General features: G+C 63.8%; 21 protein-coding genes. 9 read left to right on the plus strand and 12 right to left on the minus strand.

All coding sequences use genetic code 11. The annotated features are described in order from the left end of the window. The first annotated feature begins 20 nt into the window (after nucleotides 1-20). The gene (epmB, locus tag WDB71_RS13485; protein ID WP_341502110.1) at nucleotides 21-1,034 is read left to right on the plus strand and encodes an EF-P beta-lysylation protein EpmB; all 1,014 of its coding nucleotides are present in this window, start codon (nucleotides 21-23) and stop codon (nucleotides 1,032-1,034) included. A gap of 2 nt (nucleotides 1,035-1,036) precedes the next feature. Next, nucleotides 1,037-1,360, plus strand: coding sequence for a hypothetical protein (locus WDB71_RS13490; protein ID WP_341502111.1), 324 nt, complete (start codon nucleotides 1,037-1,039; stop codon nucleotides 1,358-1,360). A gap of 29 nt (nucleotides 1,361-1,389) precedes the next feature. On the opposite strand, the gene WDB71_RS13495 is transcribed toward WDB71_RS13490, so the two are convergent. The 4 genes from WDB71_RS13495 to WDB71_RS13510 all read right to left on the minus strand — a co-directional run bounded on the left by WDB71_RS13495 (nucleotide 1,390) and on the right by WDB71_RS13510 (nucleotide 3,468). Next, nucleotides 1,390-1,755 (minus strand): hypothetical protein, encoded by a 366-nt coding sequence (locus tag WDB71_RS13495; protein ID WP_341502112.1) that lies wholly within the window; start codon nucleotides 1,753-1,755, stop codon nucleotides 1,390-1,392. Further along, nucleotides 1,748-2,305 (minus strand): sigma-70 family RNA polymerase sigma factor, encoded by a 558-nt coding sequence (locus WDB71_RS13500; protein ID WP_341502113.1) that lies wholly within the window; start codon nucleotides 2,303-2,305, stop codon nucleotides 1,748-1,750. Before WDB71_RS13500 ends, WDB71_RS13495 begins: the two co-directional genes overlap by 8 nt. 118 nt (nucleotides 2,306-2,423) lie before the next feature. Then, nucleotides 2,424-2,891 carry a VOC family protein gene (locus tag WDB71_RS13505; protein ID WP_341502114.1) on the minus strand — a complete coding sequence of 156 codons (468 nt, stop codon included), beginning with the start codon at nucleotides 2,889-2,891 and terminating at the stop codon, nucleotides 2,424-2,426. Nucleotides 2,892-2,931: 40 nt separating this feature from the next. Then, nucleotides 2,932-3,468: a YaeQ family protein gene (locus WDB71_RS13510; protein WP_341502115.1), complete on the minus strand. Its 537-nt coding sequence runs from the start codon at nucleotides 3,466-3,468 to the stop codon at nucleotides 2,932-2,934. A 227-nt stretch (nucleotides 3,469-3,695) separates the two neighbouring features. Here WDB71_RS13510 and WDB71_RS13515 point away from each other — a divergent pair, with 227 nt between their 5' ends. Beyond that, entirely contained in the window at nucleotides 3,696-3,905 is a 210-nt protein-coding gene (locus WDB71_RS13515; RefSeq protein WP_341502116.1) for a cold-shock protein, read from the plus strand. A 47-nt stretch (nucleotides 3,906-3,952) separates the two neighbouring features. Here WDB71_RS13515 and WDB71_RS13520 read toward each other — a convergent pair whose 3' ends face one another. The 5 genes from WDB71_RS13520 to WDB71_RS13540 all read right to left on the minus strand — a co-directional run bounded on the left by WDB71_RS13520 (nucleotide 3,953) and on the right by WDB71_RS13540 (nucleotide 7,779). After that, nucleotides 3,953-4,450 carry a phosphoglycerate mutase family protein gene (locus tag WDB71_RS13520; protein ID WP_341502117.1) on the minus strand — a complete coding sequence of 166 codons (498 nt, stop codon included), beginning with the start codon at nucleotides 4,448-4,450 and terminating at the stop codon, nucleotides 3,953-3,955. A 59-nt stretch (nucleotides 4,451-4,509) separates the two neighbouring features. Further along, a complete protein-coding gene (locus tag WDB71_RS13525; RefSeq protein ID WP_341502118.1) occupies nucleotides 4,510-4,905 on the minus strand; it encodes a glutaredoxin family protein in 396 nt (131 codons plus the stop codon). A 299-nt stretch (nucleotides 4,906-5,204) separates the two neighbouring features. After that, the gene (groL, locus tag WDB71_RS13530; protein ID WP_341502119.1) at nucleotides 5,205-6,842 is read right to left on the minus strand and encodes a chaperonin GroEL; all 1,638 of its coding nucleotides are present in this window, start codon (nucleotides 6,840-6,842) and stop codon (nucleotides 5,205-5,207) included. Between the two features lie 34 nt (nucleotides 6,843-6,876). After that, on the minus strand, nucleotides 6,877-7,170 hold the full coding sequence (locus WDB71_RS13535) for a co-chaperone GroES (RefSeq protein ID WP_341502120.1): 294 nt from the start codon (nucleotides 7,168-7,170) through the stop codon (nucleotides 6,877-6,879). Between the two features lie 132 nt (nucleotides 7,171-7,302). Continuing rightward, nucleotides 7,303-7,779: an FxsA family protein gene (locus WDB71_RS13540; protein WP_341502121.1), complete on the minus strand. Its 477-nt coding sequence runs from the start codon at nucleotides 7,777-7,779 to the stop codon at nucleotides 7,303-7,305. A 145-nt stretch (nucleotides 7,780-7,924) separates the two neighbouring features. On the opposite strand from WDB71_RS13540, the gene cutA reads away from it, so the two are divergent. Both cutA and WDB71_RS13550 read left to right on the plus strand, forming a co-directional pair. Next, nucleotides 7,925-8,263 (plus strand): divalent-cation tolerance protein CutA, encoded by a 339-nt coding sequence (gene cutA, locus WDB71_RS13545; protein WP_341502122.1) that lies wholly within the window; start codon nucleotides 7,925-7,927, stop codon nucleotides 8,261-8,263. Further along, nucleotides 8,260-10,011, plus strand: a complete 1,752-nt coding sequence (locus WDB71_RS13550; RefSeq protein ID WP_341502123.1) for a protein-disulfide reductase DsbD — start codon at nucleotides 8,260-8,262, stop codon at nucleotides 10,009-10,011. Before cutA ends, WDB71_RS13550 begins: the two co-directional genes overlap by 4 nt. A 40-nt stretch (nucleotides 10,012-10,051) precedes the next feature. Here the strand turns inward: WDB71_RS13550 and WDB71_RS13555 are convergent, their stop codons facing one another. Then, on the minus strand, nucleotides 10,052-10,444 hold the full coding sequence (locus WDB71_RS13555; protein ID WP_341502124.1) for a PilZ domain-containing protein: 393 nt from the start codon (nucleotides 10,442-10,444) through the stop codon (nucleotides 10,052-10,054). Between the two features lie 321 nt (nucleotides 10,445-10,765). On the opposite strand from WDB71_RS13555, the gene aroQ reads away from it, so the two are divergent. From aroQ to WDB71_RS13575, 4 genes are all read left to right on the plus strand, one after another. Beyond that, complete coding sequence (aroQ, locus tag WDB71_RS13560) at nucleotides 10,766-11,215, plus strand: type II 3-dehydroquinate dehydratase (RefSeq protein WP_341502125.1); 450 nt, start codon at nucleotides 10,766-10,768, stop codon at nucleotides 11,213-11,215. Nucleotides 11,216-11,236: 21 nt separating this feature from the next. After that, nucleotides 11,237-11,692 carry an acetyl-CoA carboxylase biotin carboxyl carrier protein gene (accB, locus tag WDB71_RS13565; RefSeq protein ID WP_341502126.1) on the plus strand — a complete coding sequence of 152 codons (456 nt, stop codon included), beginning with the start codon at nucleotides 11,237-11,239 and terminating at the stop codon, nucleotides 11,690-11,692. Between the two features lie 9 nt (nucleotides 11,693-11,701). After that, a complete protein-coding gene (gene accC / locus WDB71_RS13570; protein WP_341502127.1) occupies nucleotides 11,702-13,060 on the plus strand; it encodes an acetyl-CoA carboxylase biotin carboxylase subunit in 1,359 nt (452 codons plus the stop codon). Between the two features lie 80 nt (nucleotides 13,061-13,140). Next, a complete protein-coding gene (locus WDB71_RS13575) occupies nucleotides 13,141-15,135 on the plus strand; it encodes an oligopeptide transporter, OPT family (protein WP_341502128.1) in 1,995 nt (664 codons plus the stop codon). Nucleotide 15,136: 1 nt separating this feature from the next. Here WDB71_RS13575 and WDB71_RS13580 read toward each other — a convergent pair whose 3' ends face one another. Together WDB71_RS13580 and WDB71_RS13585 are read right to left on the minus strand one after the other, a co-directional pair. Then, a complete protein-coding gene (locus WDB71_RS13580; protein WP_341502129.1) occupies nucleotides 15,137-15,586 on the minus strand; it encodes a hypothetical protein in 450 nt (149 codons plus the stop codon). After that, nucleotides 15,559-15,924: a hypothetical protein gene (locus WDB71_RS13585; protein WP_341502130.1), complete on the minus strand. Its 366-nt coding sequence runs from the start codon at nucleotides 15,922-15,924 to the stop codon at nucleotides 15,559-15,561. Before WDB71_RS13585 ends, WDB71_RS13580 begins: the two co-directional genes overlap by 28 nt. Nucleotides 15,925-15,974 lie beyond the last annotated feature (50 nt).

Below are 15,974 nucleotides of genomic sequence, written 5' to 3' on the forward strand. Positions count from 1 at the left end.
CACCGAATAGAATGTCGCAAATGATACCCGCAAAAGCGCCGCTTTGGGAGCTTTGCTGGCGTGACGTCCTCAAGGGCGCCATCACCAGGCCACAGCAGCTGCTGTCCGAGCTGGATCTGGATGCCGACGCCTTCGCCGCTGGCTTCGGGGCCAGGCGGCTATTCGCGCTGCGGGTGCCCCGGCCCTTCGTGGCGCTGATGGAAAAGGGCAACCCCAGGGATCCGCTGCTGCTGCAGGTGATGACGGCCGCCGAGGAGCTGCTGGACAGCCCCGGCTTCTCGGCCGACCCCCTCAAGGAGCAGCAGGCGGCGGTGCCTGGCCTGCTGCACAAGTACCCCAGCCGGGTGCTGATGGTCCTCAAGGGCGGCTGTGCCGTGAACTGCCGCTATTGCTTCCGGCGCCACTTCCCCTACCAGGACAACCCGGGCACCAGGGCCGGCTGGCAGGGCGCCCTGGACTATATCGCCGCCCATCCCGAGGTGGAGGAGGTGATCCTCTCCGGCGGCGATCCGCTGATGGCCAAGGACGAGGAGCTGGCCTGGCTGATAGAACGCCTGAACGCCATAAGCCACCTGAAGATGCTGCGCATCCACACCAGGCTGCCGGTGGTGATCCCCAGCCGCATCGACCAGTCCTTTTTGGACACCCTGGCCCAGAGCCGGCTGCCGCTGGTGATGGTGCTGCACATCAACCACGGCAACGAAATAGGCGGGGATCTGAAAAAGGCCTGCGCCGCCCTGCGCGAAGCCGGCGTCACCCTGCTCAACCAGTCGGTGCTGCTCAAGGATGTCAACGACGATGTGGACAGCCTGGTGGACTTGTCCCACGCCCTGTTCGGCGCCGGCATACTGCCCTATTACCTGCACGTCCTGGACAGGGTCCAGGGCGCCGCCCACTTCCTGGTGGAGGATGACAGGGCCAAGGCCCTGGCGCGGGCGCTGACCGGCCGCTTGTCCGGCTACCTGGTGCCCAGGCTGACCCGGGAAGTGCCGGATCGCCCCTCCAAGACCCCACTGAACCTGGATATGGAATAACGATGTCACTCTCTAACGAACAACGCACCCAACTGCTCAACCACCTCAAGGACAACCTCAAGGTGGCCTACCAGAAGGCCCTGGACGCCGACGCCCGCCTCGACGGCCTGGCCAGGGAAAACCTGGCCCAGTTCGAGGCGGTGCTGACCAAGGACGCCGGCTTCCAGGTGGAGGCCAAGCGCTTCAAGCCCTATGTGGAGGAGCTGGCCGGTGATATCGCCGCCCTGGAAGGTGCCGGCGAGGCGGCCTTCCTGGCCGGCCTGCAGCAGGCAACCCAGAAGCTCAAGGTGCTGCTGGAAACCCTGGCCAGGCTGAAAACGCTCTAAAAGCAAGGCGCCCGGCGGCGCCTTGCTTTTTAACGCCCCTGGTCCTGTTCGGCGATATATTGCTCCAGCAGCCCCAGCCGCAGCTGAATATCCTGCAAGGAGGCGGTGCGCTGGCGCATCAGCAGCACCACGCTGGCCAGGCAGGCGACGATGATGGAGAAGGCCATGGCGACCATCAGCACGTTCTTCTTGGCTTCCAGCACATCAATGGATTGGGCCAGGCCGACGTCGTGACGCTGGATGACCAGCTGCAGCTCCTGGTAGAAATACAGGCCCACATAGGCCAGAAAGGCCAGGGTGGCCAACCAGGCGACCAGGCTGACAACCAGGATGAGGCTGTAGAGGCTGCGATCGCGTTTTACCTTCGCCCAGAGCGGATCCTGTTGCTTATCCATGGCGAGTCTCCTTTAGGTTTTGTATCGAGGGGAGCCGGGCAAGACGCTGCCTGGCGTGGTAAAGACGGGTTTTCACCGTACCGACCGAGCAGCCCACTATCCTGGCGATATCCAGGCAGCTCAGCTCCTGCCAGTAGAACAGATAGGTGACCTCGCGCTGTGCCGGCGGCAGCCCGGCCAGCGCCGCCTTGACCGGCGCCAGCTGCCGCGACGGCGGCGCCGGCTCGAACAAGAGCCCCGGCTCGGCCTCCAGGCTCTCTTCTCGATGGGGGGCCCGGCGCAGGGCATCAACGGCGACACCGCGGGCGATCTGCAGCAGCCAACTCTTAAAGGCATAGACGGAGCCGAGGCTGCTCAGGCGCCGGTAGGCCTTGAGCCAAAGCTGTTGCTGCAGGTCGTCCACATCGGCGGCGACCATGCCCAGCTGGCGCAGGTAGCCGGCGGTCAGCCCGGAAAACTGCTGGTACAGGGCATTAAAGCTCTGCTGGCAGCCGGCCTGGGCACGCAGGACACGAAGTGAGAGTTGGGGGCTTTCCTTGCCTGGGGTCATCTTCCCGAAAGGTGGTCCGTTTTTCTGGAAAGGACGCAGACTACCCCAATCGGGTTCAAATTATTTAGGCAATTGAAAAAACCGGAGCCAGGGCCCCGGTTTTCATCTATCAAGGCGCCTAGCCGGCGTCCTGGCTGAAGAAGGCATCCATGCGCCTTTGCAGCTCCTGCTCGCTGAGGTCTTCCTGGTGGGTGGCGATGGTCCACTGATGGCCAAAGGGATCCTTCAGGGTCCCAGTCCTGTCACCGTAGAACTGATCCTGGACCGGCCTGAGCAGGGTGGCGCCGGCCGCCAGGGCCTGGGCCAGGGTCTTGTCCACGTCTATCACATAAAGCAGCAGCGACACCGGGGTGCCGCCCAGGGTGCCGGGGCTCTTACTTTCCCACTCGGGGTTTTCGTCACAGAGCATCAGCTGGGAGTCGCCGATCTGCAGCTCGGCGTGGCCTATGCCGCCCGAGGGCGTGGTCAGCCGCAACAGCTCCACGGCACCGAAGGCCTGGCGGTAGAAGCGGATGGCTTCGTCCGAGTCGGGCACAATCAGGTAGGGGGTGAGGTTGTGAAAGCCTTCGGGTATGGGATGGGCCATGGCGGCTCCCTCGGCGGTGACGGGAGCCTAAAGTGTAGCCCTAGATCAACCGTTCTGGCTTGACGTGGACACTTAGCTCGCCGGCGCTGAGCCAGAGCTCGCCGTCGCTCAGGGTGCACTGCAGCTCCATGTTGCGCTGGGCCAATGCCGCCAGGGCCTCGGCCTGGTCGTCCGCCACATGCAGCAGGCTGAAGCCTTTCTGTCCTTCGAGCCAGGCCTGCTGCTTCTGCCACCAGGGGCCGAAGGCCCTGTCGCCATAAGTGAGCAGCACCACCTGTTTGGAGCGGCCCAGGGCCTTCTTGATGCGGCGCTCGTCGGGCAGGCCCAGATCGATCCACAGCTCAATCTCGCCGCTCAGGCTCTGTTGCCAGAGATCCGGCTCGTCGTCGGCACACAGGCCCTTGGTGAACTGGAGGTCCTCATGGGCATGGAGCAGGAAGGCCAACAGCCGCAGCATCAGCCGCTTCTCGGTTTCGGAGGGGTGGCAGGCCAACGTCAGGGCATGGTCTGCGTAGTAGTGGCGATCCAGGTCGCTGATGTTGACCTTGGCCTTGTAGATGGTGGCGCCGAGGGCCATGACAGGCTCCAAATTTGCGAAAGGGGCCACATATTAACGCAAATTTCATTGGATCTGCGGCCGAGAAAGCTCTATGCTGCGTGCAGCCTGTAAGACATGGCTAGATAGCAAGATGCAAACACCGCGAGTCCCTAGCAGTACTACGTTATGTTCGTCCTCTCTCTTCCCACGTCTCAGCGCCAAAGCCCGGTTGGGCAACCGTTTTGTTTATTCAGAAGGACAACATCATGTCTAACGTAGTTACCGGTACTGTTAAGTGGTTCAACGACGAGAAAGGCTACGGCTTCATCGCTCAGGAAGGCGGCAAGGACGTATTCGTTCACTTCCGCTCCATCATCGGCGAAGGTCGTCGCACCCTGGTTGAAGGCCAGAGCGTCGAGTTCACCATCAGCCAAGGCCAGAAAGGCCCCCAGGCTGACAACGTTCGCCCGCTGTAAGGCTGATTGACGAGAAAAAGGCTGCCGACGGGCAGCCTTTTTTGTGCCTAGTTCCCTACCCTCAGCCTTTCCAGCTCCGCCCGGCCGGCCTCGTCGATACGCACATGGAACAGGCTGCCGTAATCATCTTCCGCCAGCGGCGCCATGCGCAGCCCGGTCAGGGCCGCCACCAGGGCCGGCACCGTATTGGAATGACCCACCACCAGTACCGCCTGCCCCTGATGTTCGGCCAGCAGTCGCTCGGCAAAGGCCTGGCTGAAGGCACCGATATCCGGGCTGATGGGCACCACGGTCGGCGTCAGTCCCGCTTCCCGGGCCGTGGGCAGGGCCGTATCGCAGGTGCGGCGAAACTGGCTGCAGTAGACGGCAGCGATGTCCCGCTCCGCCAGGAAGACCGACAGCGCCCGGGCCCTTCGCTGGCCGGCCTCGGCCAGGGAAGGGTCCCTGGGATGGTCCGCCGCCTTCTCGCCATGGCGCATTACATAGACATGGGTATCGGCCCAGCCCAGCCAGGGCAGCAGGCACAGCAGCAGGATCAGGCGCATAAAAAAGCCTCGGCAAGGAAATCTTTACCGAGGCTATCAGGAAAAGGAGCAAATGGGCATCAGCGCTTGATCTGGGCCGTGAAGGGATCGTTCATGAGGCGGTCCCAGAAGGGATCCTTTTCTTCCTTGCCCTGCTCGGCCAGCTTGCGAAGCGGCTCCGGTTGATAACCCCGCAGCACCTGGCCGTCGATGAGGATTATGGGCAGCGGGCCGTCGCCATGCTCTTCGAGGGCCTCTTCGCCTTCCACGGTCAGCTCCACATCGAAGCTTTCATGGGGCAGCTTTAATTCACGAAGCAGCATCTGGGTGCGGACACAGGCGGCACACCAGTCGTTGGTGTAGAGCGTGATCTTGCCGCCACCGGGCCACCACCGGAATTCCTCCAGCGGATTGCGCCATTTGTCACTCTGTTGCAGCAGTGCCAGACCGGCCACGATGACCCACCAGCTCTTCATTCCTCTTAATCCCTGTAGAAATTTTGTGCTATTTCACCACAGCGACCTGAACTGAAAATTAATCCGTTATTTTAAAGGCATTTATAAAAACAAAATTGACTTATCAGCCTAATCTACCGACACAAAACAGTCCCGCCGAAGCGGGGTGAGCCTCGACGTCCGCAGCACGGCTGCGGAGCAGGCGAACGCCGGTACAGAGGATGTACCGGCCGGCCCCGGCGCCATGGACGGCTCCCACCATCAGACACAAAAAAGCCCCGCCGAAGCGGGGCTTTTTGCAAAGGCTCAATGAGCCGGCATCACATCATGCCGCCCATGCCGCCCATGCCACCCATATCGGGCATGGCCGGGGCTTCTTCCTTCTTCGGCAGCTCGGTCACCATGGCTTCGGTGGTGATCATCAGACCGGCCACGGAGGAGGCGAACTGCAGGGCGGAACGGGTGACCTTGGTCGGATCCAGGATACCCATTTCCAGCATGTCGCCGAAGGTGCCGTTACCGGCGTTGTAGCCGTAGTTGCCGTCGCTGTCCTTGACCTTGGCGGCGATGACGGAGGCTTCGTCACCGGCGTTGGTGACGATCTGGCGCAGCGGGGCTTCCATGGCGCGCTGGGCGATCTTGAAGCCGTGCTGCTGGTCTTCGTTGTCGCCTTCCACGGCCAGCTTGCCGGCAACGCGAACCAGGGCCACACCACCACCGGGCACCACGCCTTCTTCAACGGCGGCGCGGGTGGCGTGCAGGGCGTCTTCGACGCGGGCCTTCTTCTCTTTCATTTCCACTTCGGTGGCGGCGCCGACCTTGATCACCGCAACACCGCCGGCCAGCTTGGCCAGGCGCTCCTGCAGCTTTTCCTTGTCGTAGTCGGAGGTGGACTCTTCGATCTGGCCACGGATCTGCTTGACGCGGGCCTCGATGGCGGCCTGCTCACCGATACCGTCGATGATGGTGGTCTCGTCCTTGGTGATGACGACACGCTTGGCCTGGCCCAGCTCTTCCAGGCCGGCCTTCTCCAGTTCCATGCCGATCTCTTCGGAGATCACGGTACCGGCGGTCAGGATGGCGATGTCCTGCAGCATGGCCTTGCGGCGGTCACCGAAGCCCGGGGCCTTGACGGCGGCAACCTTGACGATGCCGCGCATGTTGTTGACCACCAGGGTGGCCAGGGCTTCGCCTTCCACGTCTTCGGCGATCAGCAGCAGCGGCTTGCCGGCCTTGGCAACGCCTTCCAGCACCGGCAGCAGTTCGCGGATGTTGGAGATCTTCTTGTCGACCAGCAGGATGTAGGGGCTGTCCAGCTCAACGCTGCCGTTCTCGGTGTTGTTGATGAAGTAGGGGGACAGGTAGCCGCGGTCGAACTGCATGCCTTCCACCACGTCCAGCTCGTCCTGCAGGGCCTGGCCTTCCTCAACGGTGATCACGCCTTCCTTGCCCACCTTCTCCATGGCCTCGGCCAGGATGTTGCCGATGGTCTCGTCGGAGTTGGCGGAGATGGTACCGACCTGGGCGATGGCCTTGGAATCCTCACAGGGTACGGACAGGGCCTTCAGCTCGGCAACGGCGGCCACCACGGCCTTGTCGATACCACGCTTCAGATCCATGGGGTTCATGCCGGCGGCAACGGCCTTGAGGCCTTCGTTGACGATGGACTGGGCCAGCACGGTGGCGGTGGTGGTACCGTCACCGGCTTCGTCGTTGGCCTTGGAAGCCACTTCCTTGACCATCTGGGCGCCCATGTTCTCGAACTTGTCTTCCAGCTCGATTTCCTTGGCCACGGAAACACCGTCTTTGGTGATGGTGGGGGCACCGAAGGACTTGTCCAGCACCACGTTGCGGCCCTTGGGACCCAGGGTGACCTTAACGGCGTCGGCCAGGATGTTCACGCCCTTGAGCATTTTTACACGGGCATCGTTACCGAATTTGACGTCTTTAGCAGCCATGGTTGGTATTCCTCAATTCGTTGGACAACAGGTCTTATTCTTCGATGATGGCGAGAATGTCGGACTCGCTCATGATGAGCACTTCTTCGCCGTCGACCTTCTCGGTCTTCACGCCGTAGCCTTCGTTGAACAGCACGGTGTCACCGATCTTGACGTCCAGCGGTTTCACTTCGCCGTTGTCCAGCACCCGGCCCTGACCGACGGCGATAACCTCGCCACGGGTGGACTTCTCGGCCGCGCTGCCGGTCAGGACGATGCCGCCGGCGGACTTGGCTTCAACTTCAGTGCGTTTAACGATGACGCGGTCGTGCAAGGGACGCAGTTTCATCTGATGTCTCCTAACGATGGTTTTACCAAACGTATGTTGTTGATAAAGGCTGCATTTTCGCAGCCAATTCCTTGTGTTGACCACCTATATGGGGATGCCCGGAAGGATTCCAAGGGCCGGTGGCAAAAATTTTTAGTCCTTGCGCTCGTAGTCGCCTTCGATGGTGCGGCCGCCCTTATCCTCGGGGGCCTGGAAAGGCCCCTGTTCAAAGGGCCCTTGCGGGCCGGCACCAAAGGGGGCCGAACCCGCGCCGTGCACCACCAGATGCTGGCCCATCTGCCTAGCCAGGCGCTTTCGCACCGGCGGTAACAGCAAGGCCAGGCCGAGCAGGTCGGTGATCAGGCCCGGGGTCACCAGCACCACGCCGGCGATGAGCAGCAGCAGGCCCTCGCAGAGCTGCTGGCCGGGCATCTCGCCCATGGCCATGCGCCGCTGGGCCTCCTGCCAGGTTTCCAGGCCGGCCCGCCGCACCAGGGTGGCCCCGACGATGGCGGTGATGATCATCAGGGCGATGGTGGCGGCGCCGCCGATGATCTCCCCGAGCTGGATCAGCAGGGCGATCTCCACAAAGGGAACGATGAGAAACAGCAGGAACAATCGGCCGAGCATGGGGCCTCCTCAACAGGGTAATGCAAGGGATCTGGGGGCGGCCGGGTCTGAATGCAAGGGGATCGTTACGGTAAAATGACGCCCAGTGTCGTTGGCCGACTTTTACCCAAAGGGACAACTGGTTATTGTAGGGGCCAAACCGAGGATGAGAGATGCAGCCATGACAGATGCCCAGGTGGTGCTCTGCACCTGCCCGGACGAGGCCATAGCCAGAGCGCTGGCCCGCAAGCTGCTTGAAAGCCGGCTGGCCGCCTGCGTCAACCTGCTGCCGGGGGTGCGCTCCCTTTATCTGTGGCAGGGCGAACTGTGCGACGAAGCCGAGGTACAGCTCGTCATCAAGAGCCGCGCCGAGCACTGGCCGGCCCTGGAACGGCTCATCGTCGAGCAACACCCTTACGAAGTGCCGGAGATCCTGGCGCTGCCGGTAAGCCAAGGACTGCCGGCTTACCTGAACTGGCTCCAAGAGGAAACACCATCACAATGAAAGCACTCTGGATCACATTGCTGTTGTTGCTAAGCCCGCTGCTGCCGGCCCAGGCGTCCAACCCGCTGCTGGCAGACCAGCTGCTGCAAAGCGAAGAGCCCGAATTCCTGCCCGTGGACCAGGCCTTCCAGTTCAACTTCATCCAGGACGGCGAAACCCTGAAGCTGGAATGGCAGGTAGCCGATGAATATTACCTCTACCGCCACCGCTTCAAGGTCAACGGCCAGGGCGTCACCCTGGGCGAGCCGGTGCTGCCGCCAGGCAAGGCCCATTACGACGACTTCTTCGGCGAGACCCAGGTCTTCTACCAGCAGGTGAGCTTCGAGGTACCCATGAGCGCCATCCAGGACGGCGCCGAGGTCACCGTCAGCTACCAGGGCTGCGCCGAAGCGGGCCTGTGCTACCCGCCCACCAAGAAATCGGTACCCGTGGATCCGGTGGCCATGACCGTCACGGCACCGGCCGCCGGCCAATCCTCCGGCGCCGCCCAGAGCGAGCAGGATCGCCTGGCCGACATGCTGGCCGGCTCCAGCCTGGCCCTGACCCTGGCCGCCTTCTTCGGCGCCGGCCTGCTGATCGCCTTCACCCCCTGCGTCTTCCCCATGTACCCCATACTCACCGGCATCATCGCCGGAGCCGGCAGCAAACTGAGCACCGGCCGGGCCTTCAGCCTCTCCTTCCTCTACGTGCAGGGCATGGCCATCACCTATACCGCCCTTGGCCTGGTGGTGGCCAGCGCCGGCGCCCAGGTCCAGGCCGCCTTCCAGCACCCGGCCATACTGGTGGCGCTGTCGCTGCTGTTCGTGGTGCTGGCGGCGGCCATGTTCGGCCTGTTCAACCTGCAGCTGCCGTCCGGCCTCCAGGAACGCCTCAACGCCATCTCCAACAAGCAAAAGGGCGGCTCCATGGCCGGCGTGCTGGTGATGGGGGTGATCTCCGGCCTGGTGGCCAGCCCCTGTACCACGGCGCCTTTGACCGGCGCCCTGCTCTATGTGGCCCAGAGCGGCGACATGGTGCTGGGCGGCCTGGCCCTCTATGCCCTGTCCATGGGCATGGGCCTGCCGCTGCTGCTGCTGGGCACCTCCGGCGGCAAGCTGCTGCCAAGGGCCGGCGCCTGGATGGAGACCATCAAGCACCTGTTCGGCTTCATGCTGCTGGCGGTGCCGGTGCTGCTGCTGGGCCGGCTGCTCCCCGAGTGGGTCGAGAACCTGCTGTGGGCGGCGCTGCTGCTGGTCACCTTCAGCTACCTGGCCCAGGCCAACAGCACCAGCCGGGGCGGTTTCTGGAAAGGGGCCCGCACCCTGGTGATCTTCCTGGGCCTGTTCAGCGGCGCCGTGCTGGGCTACCGCACCCTGTTCCCCCCTGCCGCCGTGCAGCAGGCCGAGCAGCACGGCCAGTTCCAGAAGGTCCGCAACCTGGCCGAGATGCAGCAGGTGATCGCCGCCGCCAGCGCCCAGGGCAAGCCGGTGATGGTGGACTTCTATGCCGACTGGTGCGTGGCCTGCAAGGAATTCGAGAAGTACACCTTCACCGACCCCAGGGTGCAGGCCCGCTTCAAGGACATGGTGCTGGTGCAGACCGACGTCACCGACAACACCGAGCAGGACATCGCGATGATGAACCACTATCAGGTGCTGGGCCTGCCCACCCTGCTGTTCTTCGACGGCCAGGGCCAGGAGCTGAAGACGCTGCGGGTGACCGGCTTCCAGAAGGCGGACCGCTTCCTGGAGACCCTGGCCCGGCTCTGAGCGCCGGGGTCAAGAAAAGGGCGCCCGATGGCGCCCTTTTTCATGGCCGGGAAGCGGCCCTGGCCAGGCCGGCCACATAATCGTTCAGCAGCCGCTCGCCCTCGCCCTGGTAGTGGGTTATCCGGCAACCCAGCAGGTAGCAGTCCTGGGCCTGGCGGCGCACATAGACGATGGCGCAACTAACCCGGATCGCCTGGGCACCGGCCTCGGGCTGGAACAGCACCGGGATGCGGAGTTCGGCACGGCGGTCGGGGAGCTGGATGTTGGGGGTGAGCTCCAGGATCAGCTGCCGCGGACAGGCCAGTTTCAGCCCCGAGGCCGAGACATTGGTCAGGGTCACCGCTATGGGCTCGCCCTTGGTCTCCACCTTGGCCGGCAGCTTGGTGTCGTAACGGGGCTCCCGTCGTTTGTCCTTGTAGCTGAAGAGGCTCAATCTGAAATCTCCACTGGCCATTTCCCATAGCTTAGGAATTTGGCGACTTTACGGCTGATCCGCTGGCAAAAAACGTGATTAGAGCCAATTCTAAGCTGATGTTCCAGAGCAGGCCGCATCGGGCTCATGGCCGCAAGGCAAGATCATAGGCAACTATCGGCTTCCTGCTGAGATAAGACCAGTATTTTGCTGCCATTTTGCAGCAAGCCGATATAATGCCTTAAAGACGGATGCACTTTGGGGAAGTGGTCGGATCACAGCATCTTGCCCGCCCATTTCTTGGAAGATGCCCAGTATTTCGCGCAATTTCGCCGGAAAATGATGACACAAAAGACCCTCTTGCTGCTCAATGGCCCCAACCTCAATCTGCTCGGCAGTCGCGAGCCGGAGATCTACGGCCATGACAGCCTGGATGACATTGTCAGCGAGCTCAGCGAACAGGCTCAACAGCAGGGTATGCAGCTAAAACATCTGCAGAGCAATGCCGAGCACGAGCTGATCGACGCCATCCACGGCGCCCGTGGTGTAGCGGACTTTATCATCATCAACCCGGCCGCCTTTACCCACACCTCCGTGGCGCTGCGCGATGCACTGGCCGGCGTGGCCATTCCCTTTATCGAAGTGCACCTGTCCAATGTCCATGCCCGCGAGCCCTTCAGGCGCCATTCCTATCTGTCGGATCTGGCCGAAGGGGTCATCTGCGGCTTGGGCAAACAGGGTTATCAATTCGCGCTTGCCGCCGCCATCAGCCGGCTGCAGGCCAATCCTTAAAGACAATTAGAGAAGAGCCTTATGGATATCCGCAAGATCAAGAAGCTCATCGAACTGGTTGAAGAGTCCGGCATCAACGAGCTGGAAATCACCGAAGGGGAAGAGTCCGTACGCATCAGCCGTGGTGGCAGTGTTGCCGCTGCACCCATGCAGTACCAGATCCCGGCTCCGGCCGCCGCCCCCGCGCCTGTTGCTGCCGCTGCGCCGGCCGCCGAGGCCGCCCCGGCCGCCGAGGAGATCAGCGGTCATACCGTGAAATCCCCCATGGTCGGCACCTTCTACCGCGCTCCCAGCCCGGAAGCCAAGGCTTTCGTTGAAGTGGGCCAGCAGGTCAACAAGGGCGATACCCTGTGCATCATCGAGGCCATGAAGATGATGAACCAGATCGAAGCCGACGTGTCCGGTACCGTCAAGGCCATCCTGGTCGAGAACGGCGAGCCGGTCGAATTTGACGAGCCGCTGTTCATCATCGAATAAGGACGAGTCATGCTGGATAAAGTCGTCATCGCCAACCGCGGTGAGATTGCCCTGCGCATCCTGAGGGCCTGTCGCGAGATGGGCATCAAGACGGTTGCCGTGCACTCCACCGCCGACAGCGATCTCAAACATGTGCTGCTGGCCGACGAGAGCATCTGCATCGGTCCGCCGGCCGCCACCAACAGCTACCTGAACATCCCGGCCCTGATCGCCGCCGCCGAAGTGACCAACGCGGTGGCCATCCACCCGGGTTACGGCTTCCTGGCGGAAAACGCCGACTTCGCCGAGCAGGTGGAGAAGAGCGATTTCATCTTCATCGGTCCCAAGGCCGACACCATCCGCCTGATGGGCGACAAGGTGTCCGCCATCGCCGCCATGAAGAAGGCCGGCGTGCCCTGCGTGCCCGGCTCCGACGGCCCCCTGGGCAGTGACGAGGCCCGCAACAAGGCCATCGCCAAGCGCATCGGTTACCCGGTGATCATCAAGGCCTCTGGTGGCGGCGGTGGTCGCGGCATGCGCGTGGTGCGCTCCGAGGCCGAACTAATCGGCTCCATCGCCACCACCCGCAGCGAAGCCAAGGCCGCCTTCGGCAACCCCGAAGTCTACATGGAGAAGTTCCTGGAGAACCCGCGCCACATCGAGGTGCAGGTGCTGGCCGACGGCCAGGGCAACGCCATCCACCTGGGCGAGCGTGACTGCTCCATGCAGCGCCGCCACCAGAAGGTGGTGGAAGAGGCCCCCGCGCCCGGCATCACCGAAGCCATGCGCAAGGGCATCGGCGAGCGCTGCGCCCGCGCCTGTGTGGAGATCGGCTACCGCGGCGCCGGTACCTTCGAGTTCCTGTACGAGAACGGCGAGTTCTATTTCATCGAAATGAACACCCGTATCCAGGTGGAGCATCCGGTCACCGAGATGGTCACCGGCGTGGATCTGATCAAGGAGCAGCTGCGCATCGCCGCCGGCCAGCCCCTGTCCATCAGCCAGGACGACGTGAAGATCAGCGGCCATGCCATCGAGTGCCGTATCAACGCCGAGGATCCCCGCACCTTCATCCCCAGCCCGGGTACAATCAACCGCTTCCACGCCCCGGGTGGCCTGGGCATCCGCTGGGATTCCCACATCTACTCCGGCTACAAGGTGCCGCCCCACTACGATTCCATGGTGGGCAAGCTGATCACCTACGGCGAGAACCGGGACGTGGCCATCGCCCGCATGCAGAATGCGCTGGACGAGCTGGTGGTCGAAGGCATCAAGACCAACGTGCCTCTGCAGAAGCTGATCATGAAGGACGAGAACTTCTACAACGGTGGAACCAATATCCACTACCTGGAGAAGAAGCTCGCCGCCATGGAAGCGGAAGAAAAATAAGCAAAAACGCCGGCAAAAGCCGGCGTTTCTTTTTTGGGGCTCTGCACTAGGCTTTCAGAAAAGCCTGCCAGGGATACCCCATGGACCATCACCCCCTCGTCCCCCCACAGACCCGCCTCGCCGAGATCACCACCAAGGCCCTGCTGCTGGGTGCCCTGCTGTCCATGGTGCTGGCCGCCGCCAATGCCTATATCGGCCTGTTGGTGGGCCTGACGGTTTCCGCTTCCATTCCGGCCGCCGCCCTGTCCATGGGCGTACTCAGGCTGTTCCGCCGCTCCACCATTCTCGAGAACAACATGGTGCAGACCGCCGCTTCGGCGGGGGAATCCCTGGTGGCCGGCATCATCTTCACCCTGCCGGCCCTGGTGATGATGAAGGCCTGGTCCGGCTACGACTACGGCCCCATGGTGGCCATCGCCATCCTCGGCGGGGTGCTGGGGGTGGCCTTCACCATACCGCTGCGCCGGGCGCTGATCGTCGAGGCGGCCCTGGCCTTCCCGGAGGGGGTGGCCACGGCCGAAGTGCTCAAGACCGGTGGCGTGCAGACCGACAAGGACCATCCCGAGTACCAGCCCAGCGCCGAGGCCAGGCGCGGCTTCTGGACCTTGCTCCAGGCCGCCGCCCTGGGCGGCCTCATCAAACTGGGCGAGTCCGGCCTTGGGCTGCTGGCCGGCGGCCTGGCCACCACCCAGGCCTGGCTGGGTGGGCGCTGGCTGCTGATGGCCAACATCACCCTGAGCCCGGCCCTGCTGGGGGTGGGCTATATCGTCGGCCTCAACATCGCCGTGCTGGTGTTCCTGGGCGGGGTCATAGGCACCCTGATCGGCGTGCCCCTGAACTGGTATCTGAACGGCGAGGCGCTGCTGGCCAGCACCGGCATCCAGGCCGGCTCCCTGGCCGAGCTGGGACCGGCCGACTGGCAGGCCCTGGCCGGGGCCTCCTGGCAGCAATGCCGGCGTATCGGCGTCGGCGCCATGATGGTGGGCGGGCTCTGGTCCCTGCTCAGCCTGGCCCGCCCCCTCTACCAGGGGATCAGGGCCAGCATCCAGGCCTACCGCCACATCCGCGCCAACGGCCGCGACGGCCTGGTCCGCACCGAGTTCGACACCCCCATCCCCTATGTGCTGCTGCTGACCCTGGCGTCCATACTGCCGCTGTACTTCATCTTCCTCTATGCCCTGCAGGGCCACGAAGGCGGCAGCACCATCGCCGCCGTGATGACGGTGCTGATGCTGGTATTCGGCTTCGTGTTCGCCTCGGTGGCGGGCTACATGGCCGGGCTGGTGGGCTCCAGCAACAACCCCATCAGCGGCGTCACCATCGCCACGGTGATCGTCTCGGCGCTGATCCTGCTGCAGCTGATGGGCAACGAAGGCCCGGCGGCCAGGATAGGCCCCATCGCCGTCATGTACCTGGCCGGCATGATCTGCTCCGCCGCCGCCATCGCCGGCGACAACATGCAGGATCTCAAGTGTGGCCACCTGGTCGGCGCCACCCCCTGGCGGCAGCAGTTGTTCCAGGTGGTGGGGGTGGTGGCCGCGGCCCTGGTTATCCCCTGGGTACTGGACGTGCTGGACAACGGCTACGGCATAGGGAGACCCAGCCCGCTGAATCCGGAGGCCACGCCCCTGTCGGCGCCCCAGGCCAGCCTGATGCGGGATCTGGCCAGCGGCGTCTTCGGCAACGGCATCGAATGGGGCTACATCTATATCGGCTTCGCCCTGGCGGTGGCGTTGATCGTGTTGGACGAGTGGCAGCGCCGGCGCGGCTCCAGCTTCCGCTTCCCGGTGCTGGCGGTGGCGGTGGGGGTCTACCTGCCCATGGGACTGTCGGTGCCCATCTTTGTCGGCGGCCTGCTGGCCCATGCCCTGCGCAACAGGACGCAGGGCAACGGCAAGGGCCTGCTGCTGGCCTCGGGCCTGATCACCGGCGAGGCGTTGATGGGGGTGCTGGTGGCGGTGGCGGCGGTGACCCTGCCGGGGCAGCTGCCCTGGCTGGACGGCCTGGCCCTGGCGCCCTGGCTGGGCGCCGCCGCCCTGCTGGGCTGTATCTATTACCTGTACAGGCGCAGCTAGGCTACTGCCGTTCGAGGACCAGGCCGATATAGCCCTGGCTGTGGGGCTGCACCGTGAACAGGCGTCGCTCGTCCAGCCGCCACAAATAGGGCAGCCGCAGCTGGGTATCGGTGCGGAACAGGGCCCGGTTGGGCTCGGGCTCCAGGGGATGGAAGCGGTTCCGGCCCGGCCTGTCGCCCCGGGCCGACAGGGCCAGGGTCTGTTGCTGTTGCCCCATCACCTCGCCGTTTGGCCAGAGGTAGGTGGTACCCAGCCGCAGCTCCTTGCCCTGGCCATGCAATCGGTAATCTATGGTCAGCTCCTTGCCCTCGGCCGGGAACAGCACCTTGCCCTGCCAGTGGCCCTGCAGCGCCAAGGTCGGGTAATGCTCCCCCAGGCTCAGGCCCAGGCCATAGCTGGCCGGCAGCAGCAAGGCCGCCAGGATCAGTCTGCGCTGCCAAGGGCCCGGCATCGCCAGCCTCCTTCTGCGGGCTCGCAGCCCACCCATTGCCCGTCCTGGTCGCTGACCAGGCTGCCCACGGCCAGCTCGGTGGCCAGCGCCTGCAACGCCTCGGACGGCGGCCGGGGGTAAAGTCGCCCGTCCACTTCCACATAGCCCCGTTGCAGCCCCAGCTGGCCCTGGCTGAGTCCCAGGCTGAACAGGCCGTAACAGCAGGCCAGCACCAAGGCCCAGAACGGCAACCACAACCACCAGCGCCCCCCGGGGGCACTGGGCTGGTTGAAGGTCTCCTCCAGGAAGGCCTTCTCGTCTTCGCTGAGGATCTCCTCACCGGACAGGGACTGTGACACGGATGACTCCTCGACGGCGCACATGAACGCCCGTTATAGGGTATTGACCG

The organism is Gallaecimonas sp. GXIMD4217 (assembly GCF_038087665.1).
Classification (GTDB): Bacteria; Pseudomonadota; Gammaproteobacteria; order Enterobacterales; family Gallaecimonadaceae; genus Gallaecimonas.

Excerpts from the sequence above, each read along its gene's own strand:
- epmB (WP_341502110.1), top strand. The coding sequence starts at position 21 with ATGATACCCGCAAAAGCGCCGCTTTGGGAGCTTTGCTGGCGTGACGTC.
- WDB71_RS13490 (WP_341502111.1), top strand. The coding sequence starts at position 1,037 with ATGTCACTCTCTAACGAACAACGCACCCAACTGCTCAACCACCTCAAG.
- WDB71_RS13495 (WP_341502112.1), bottom strand. The coding sequence starts at position 1,755 with ATGGATAAGCAACAGGATCCGCTCTGGGCGAAGGTAAAACGCGATCGC.
- WDB71_RS13500 (WP_341502113.1), bottom strand. The coding sequence starts at position 2,305 with ATGACCCCAGGCAAGGAAAGCCCCCAACTCTCACTTCGTGTCCTGCGT.
- WDB71_RS13505 (WP_341502114.1), bottom strand. The coding sequence starts at position 2,891 with ATGGCCCATCCCATACCCGAAGGCTTTCACAACCTCACCCCCTACCTG.
- WDB71_RS13510 (WP_341502115.1), bottom strand. The coding sequence starts at position 3,468 with ATGGCCCTCGGCGCCACCATCTACAAGGCCAAGGTCAACATCAGCGAC.
- WDB71_RS13515 (WP_341502116.1), top strand. The coding sequence starts at position 3,696 with ATGTCTAACGTAGTTACCGGTACTGTTAAGTGGTTCAACGACGAGAAA.
- WDB71_RS13520 (WP_341502117.1), bottom strand. The coding sequence starts at position 4,450 with ATGCGCCTGATCCTGCTGCTGTGCCTGCTGCCCTGGCTGGGCTGGGCC.
- WDB71_RS13525 (WP_341502118.1), bottom strand. The coding sequence starts at position 4,905 with ATGAAGAGCTGGTGGGTCATCGTGGCCGGTCTGGCACTGCTGCAACAG.
- groL (WP_341502119.1), bottom strand. The coding sequence starts at position 6,842 with ATGGCTGCTAAAGACGTCAAATTCGGTAACGATGCCCGTGTAAAAATG.
- WDB71_RS13535 (WP_341502120.1), bottom strand. The coding sequence starts at position 7,170 with ATGAAACTGCGTCCCTTGCACGACCGCGTCATCGTTAAACGCACTGAA.
- WDB71_RS13540 (WP_341502121.1), bottom strand. The coding sequence starts at position 7,779 with ATGCTCGGCCGATTGTTCCTGCTGTTTCTCATCGTTCCCTTTGTGGAG.
- cutA (WP_341502122.1), top strand. The coding sequence starts at position 7,925 with ATGAGAGATGCAGCCATGACAGATGCCCAGGTGGTGCTCTGCACCTGC.
- WDB71_RS13550 (WP_341502123.1), top strand. The coding sequence starts at position 8,260 with ATGAAAGCACTCTGGATCACATTGCTGTTGTTGCTAAGCCCGCTGCTG.
- aroQ (WP_341502125.1), top strand. The coding sequence starts at position 10,766 with ATGACACAAAAGACCCTCTTGCTGCTCAATGGCCCCAACCTCAATCTG.
- accB (WP_341502126.1), top strand. The coding sequence starts at position 11,237 with ATGGATATCCGCAAGATCAAGAAGCTCATCGAACTGGTTGAAGAGTCC.
- accC (WP_341502127.1), top strand. The coding sequence starts at position 11,702 with ATGCTGGATAAAGTCGTCATCGCCAACCGCGGTGAGATTGCCCTGCGC.
- WDB71_RS13575 (WP_341502128.1), top strand. The coding sequence starts at position 13,141 with ATGGACCATCACCCCCTCGTCCCCCCACAGACCCGCCTCGCCGAGATC.
- WDB71_RS13580 (WP_341502129.1), bottom strand. The coding sequence starts at position 15,586 with ATGCCGGGCCCTTGGCAGCGCAGACTGATCCTGGCGGCCTTGCTGCTG.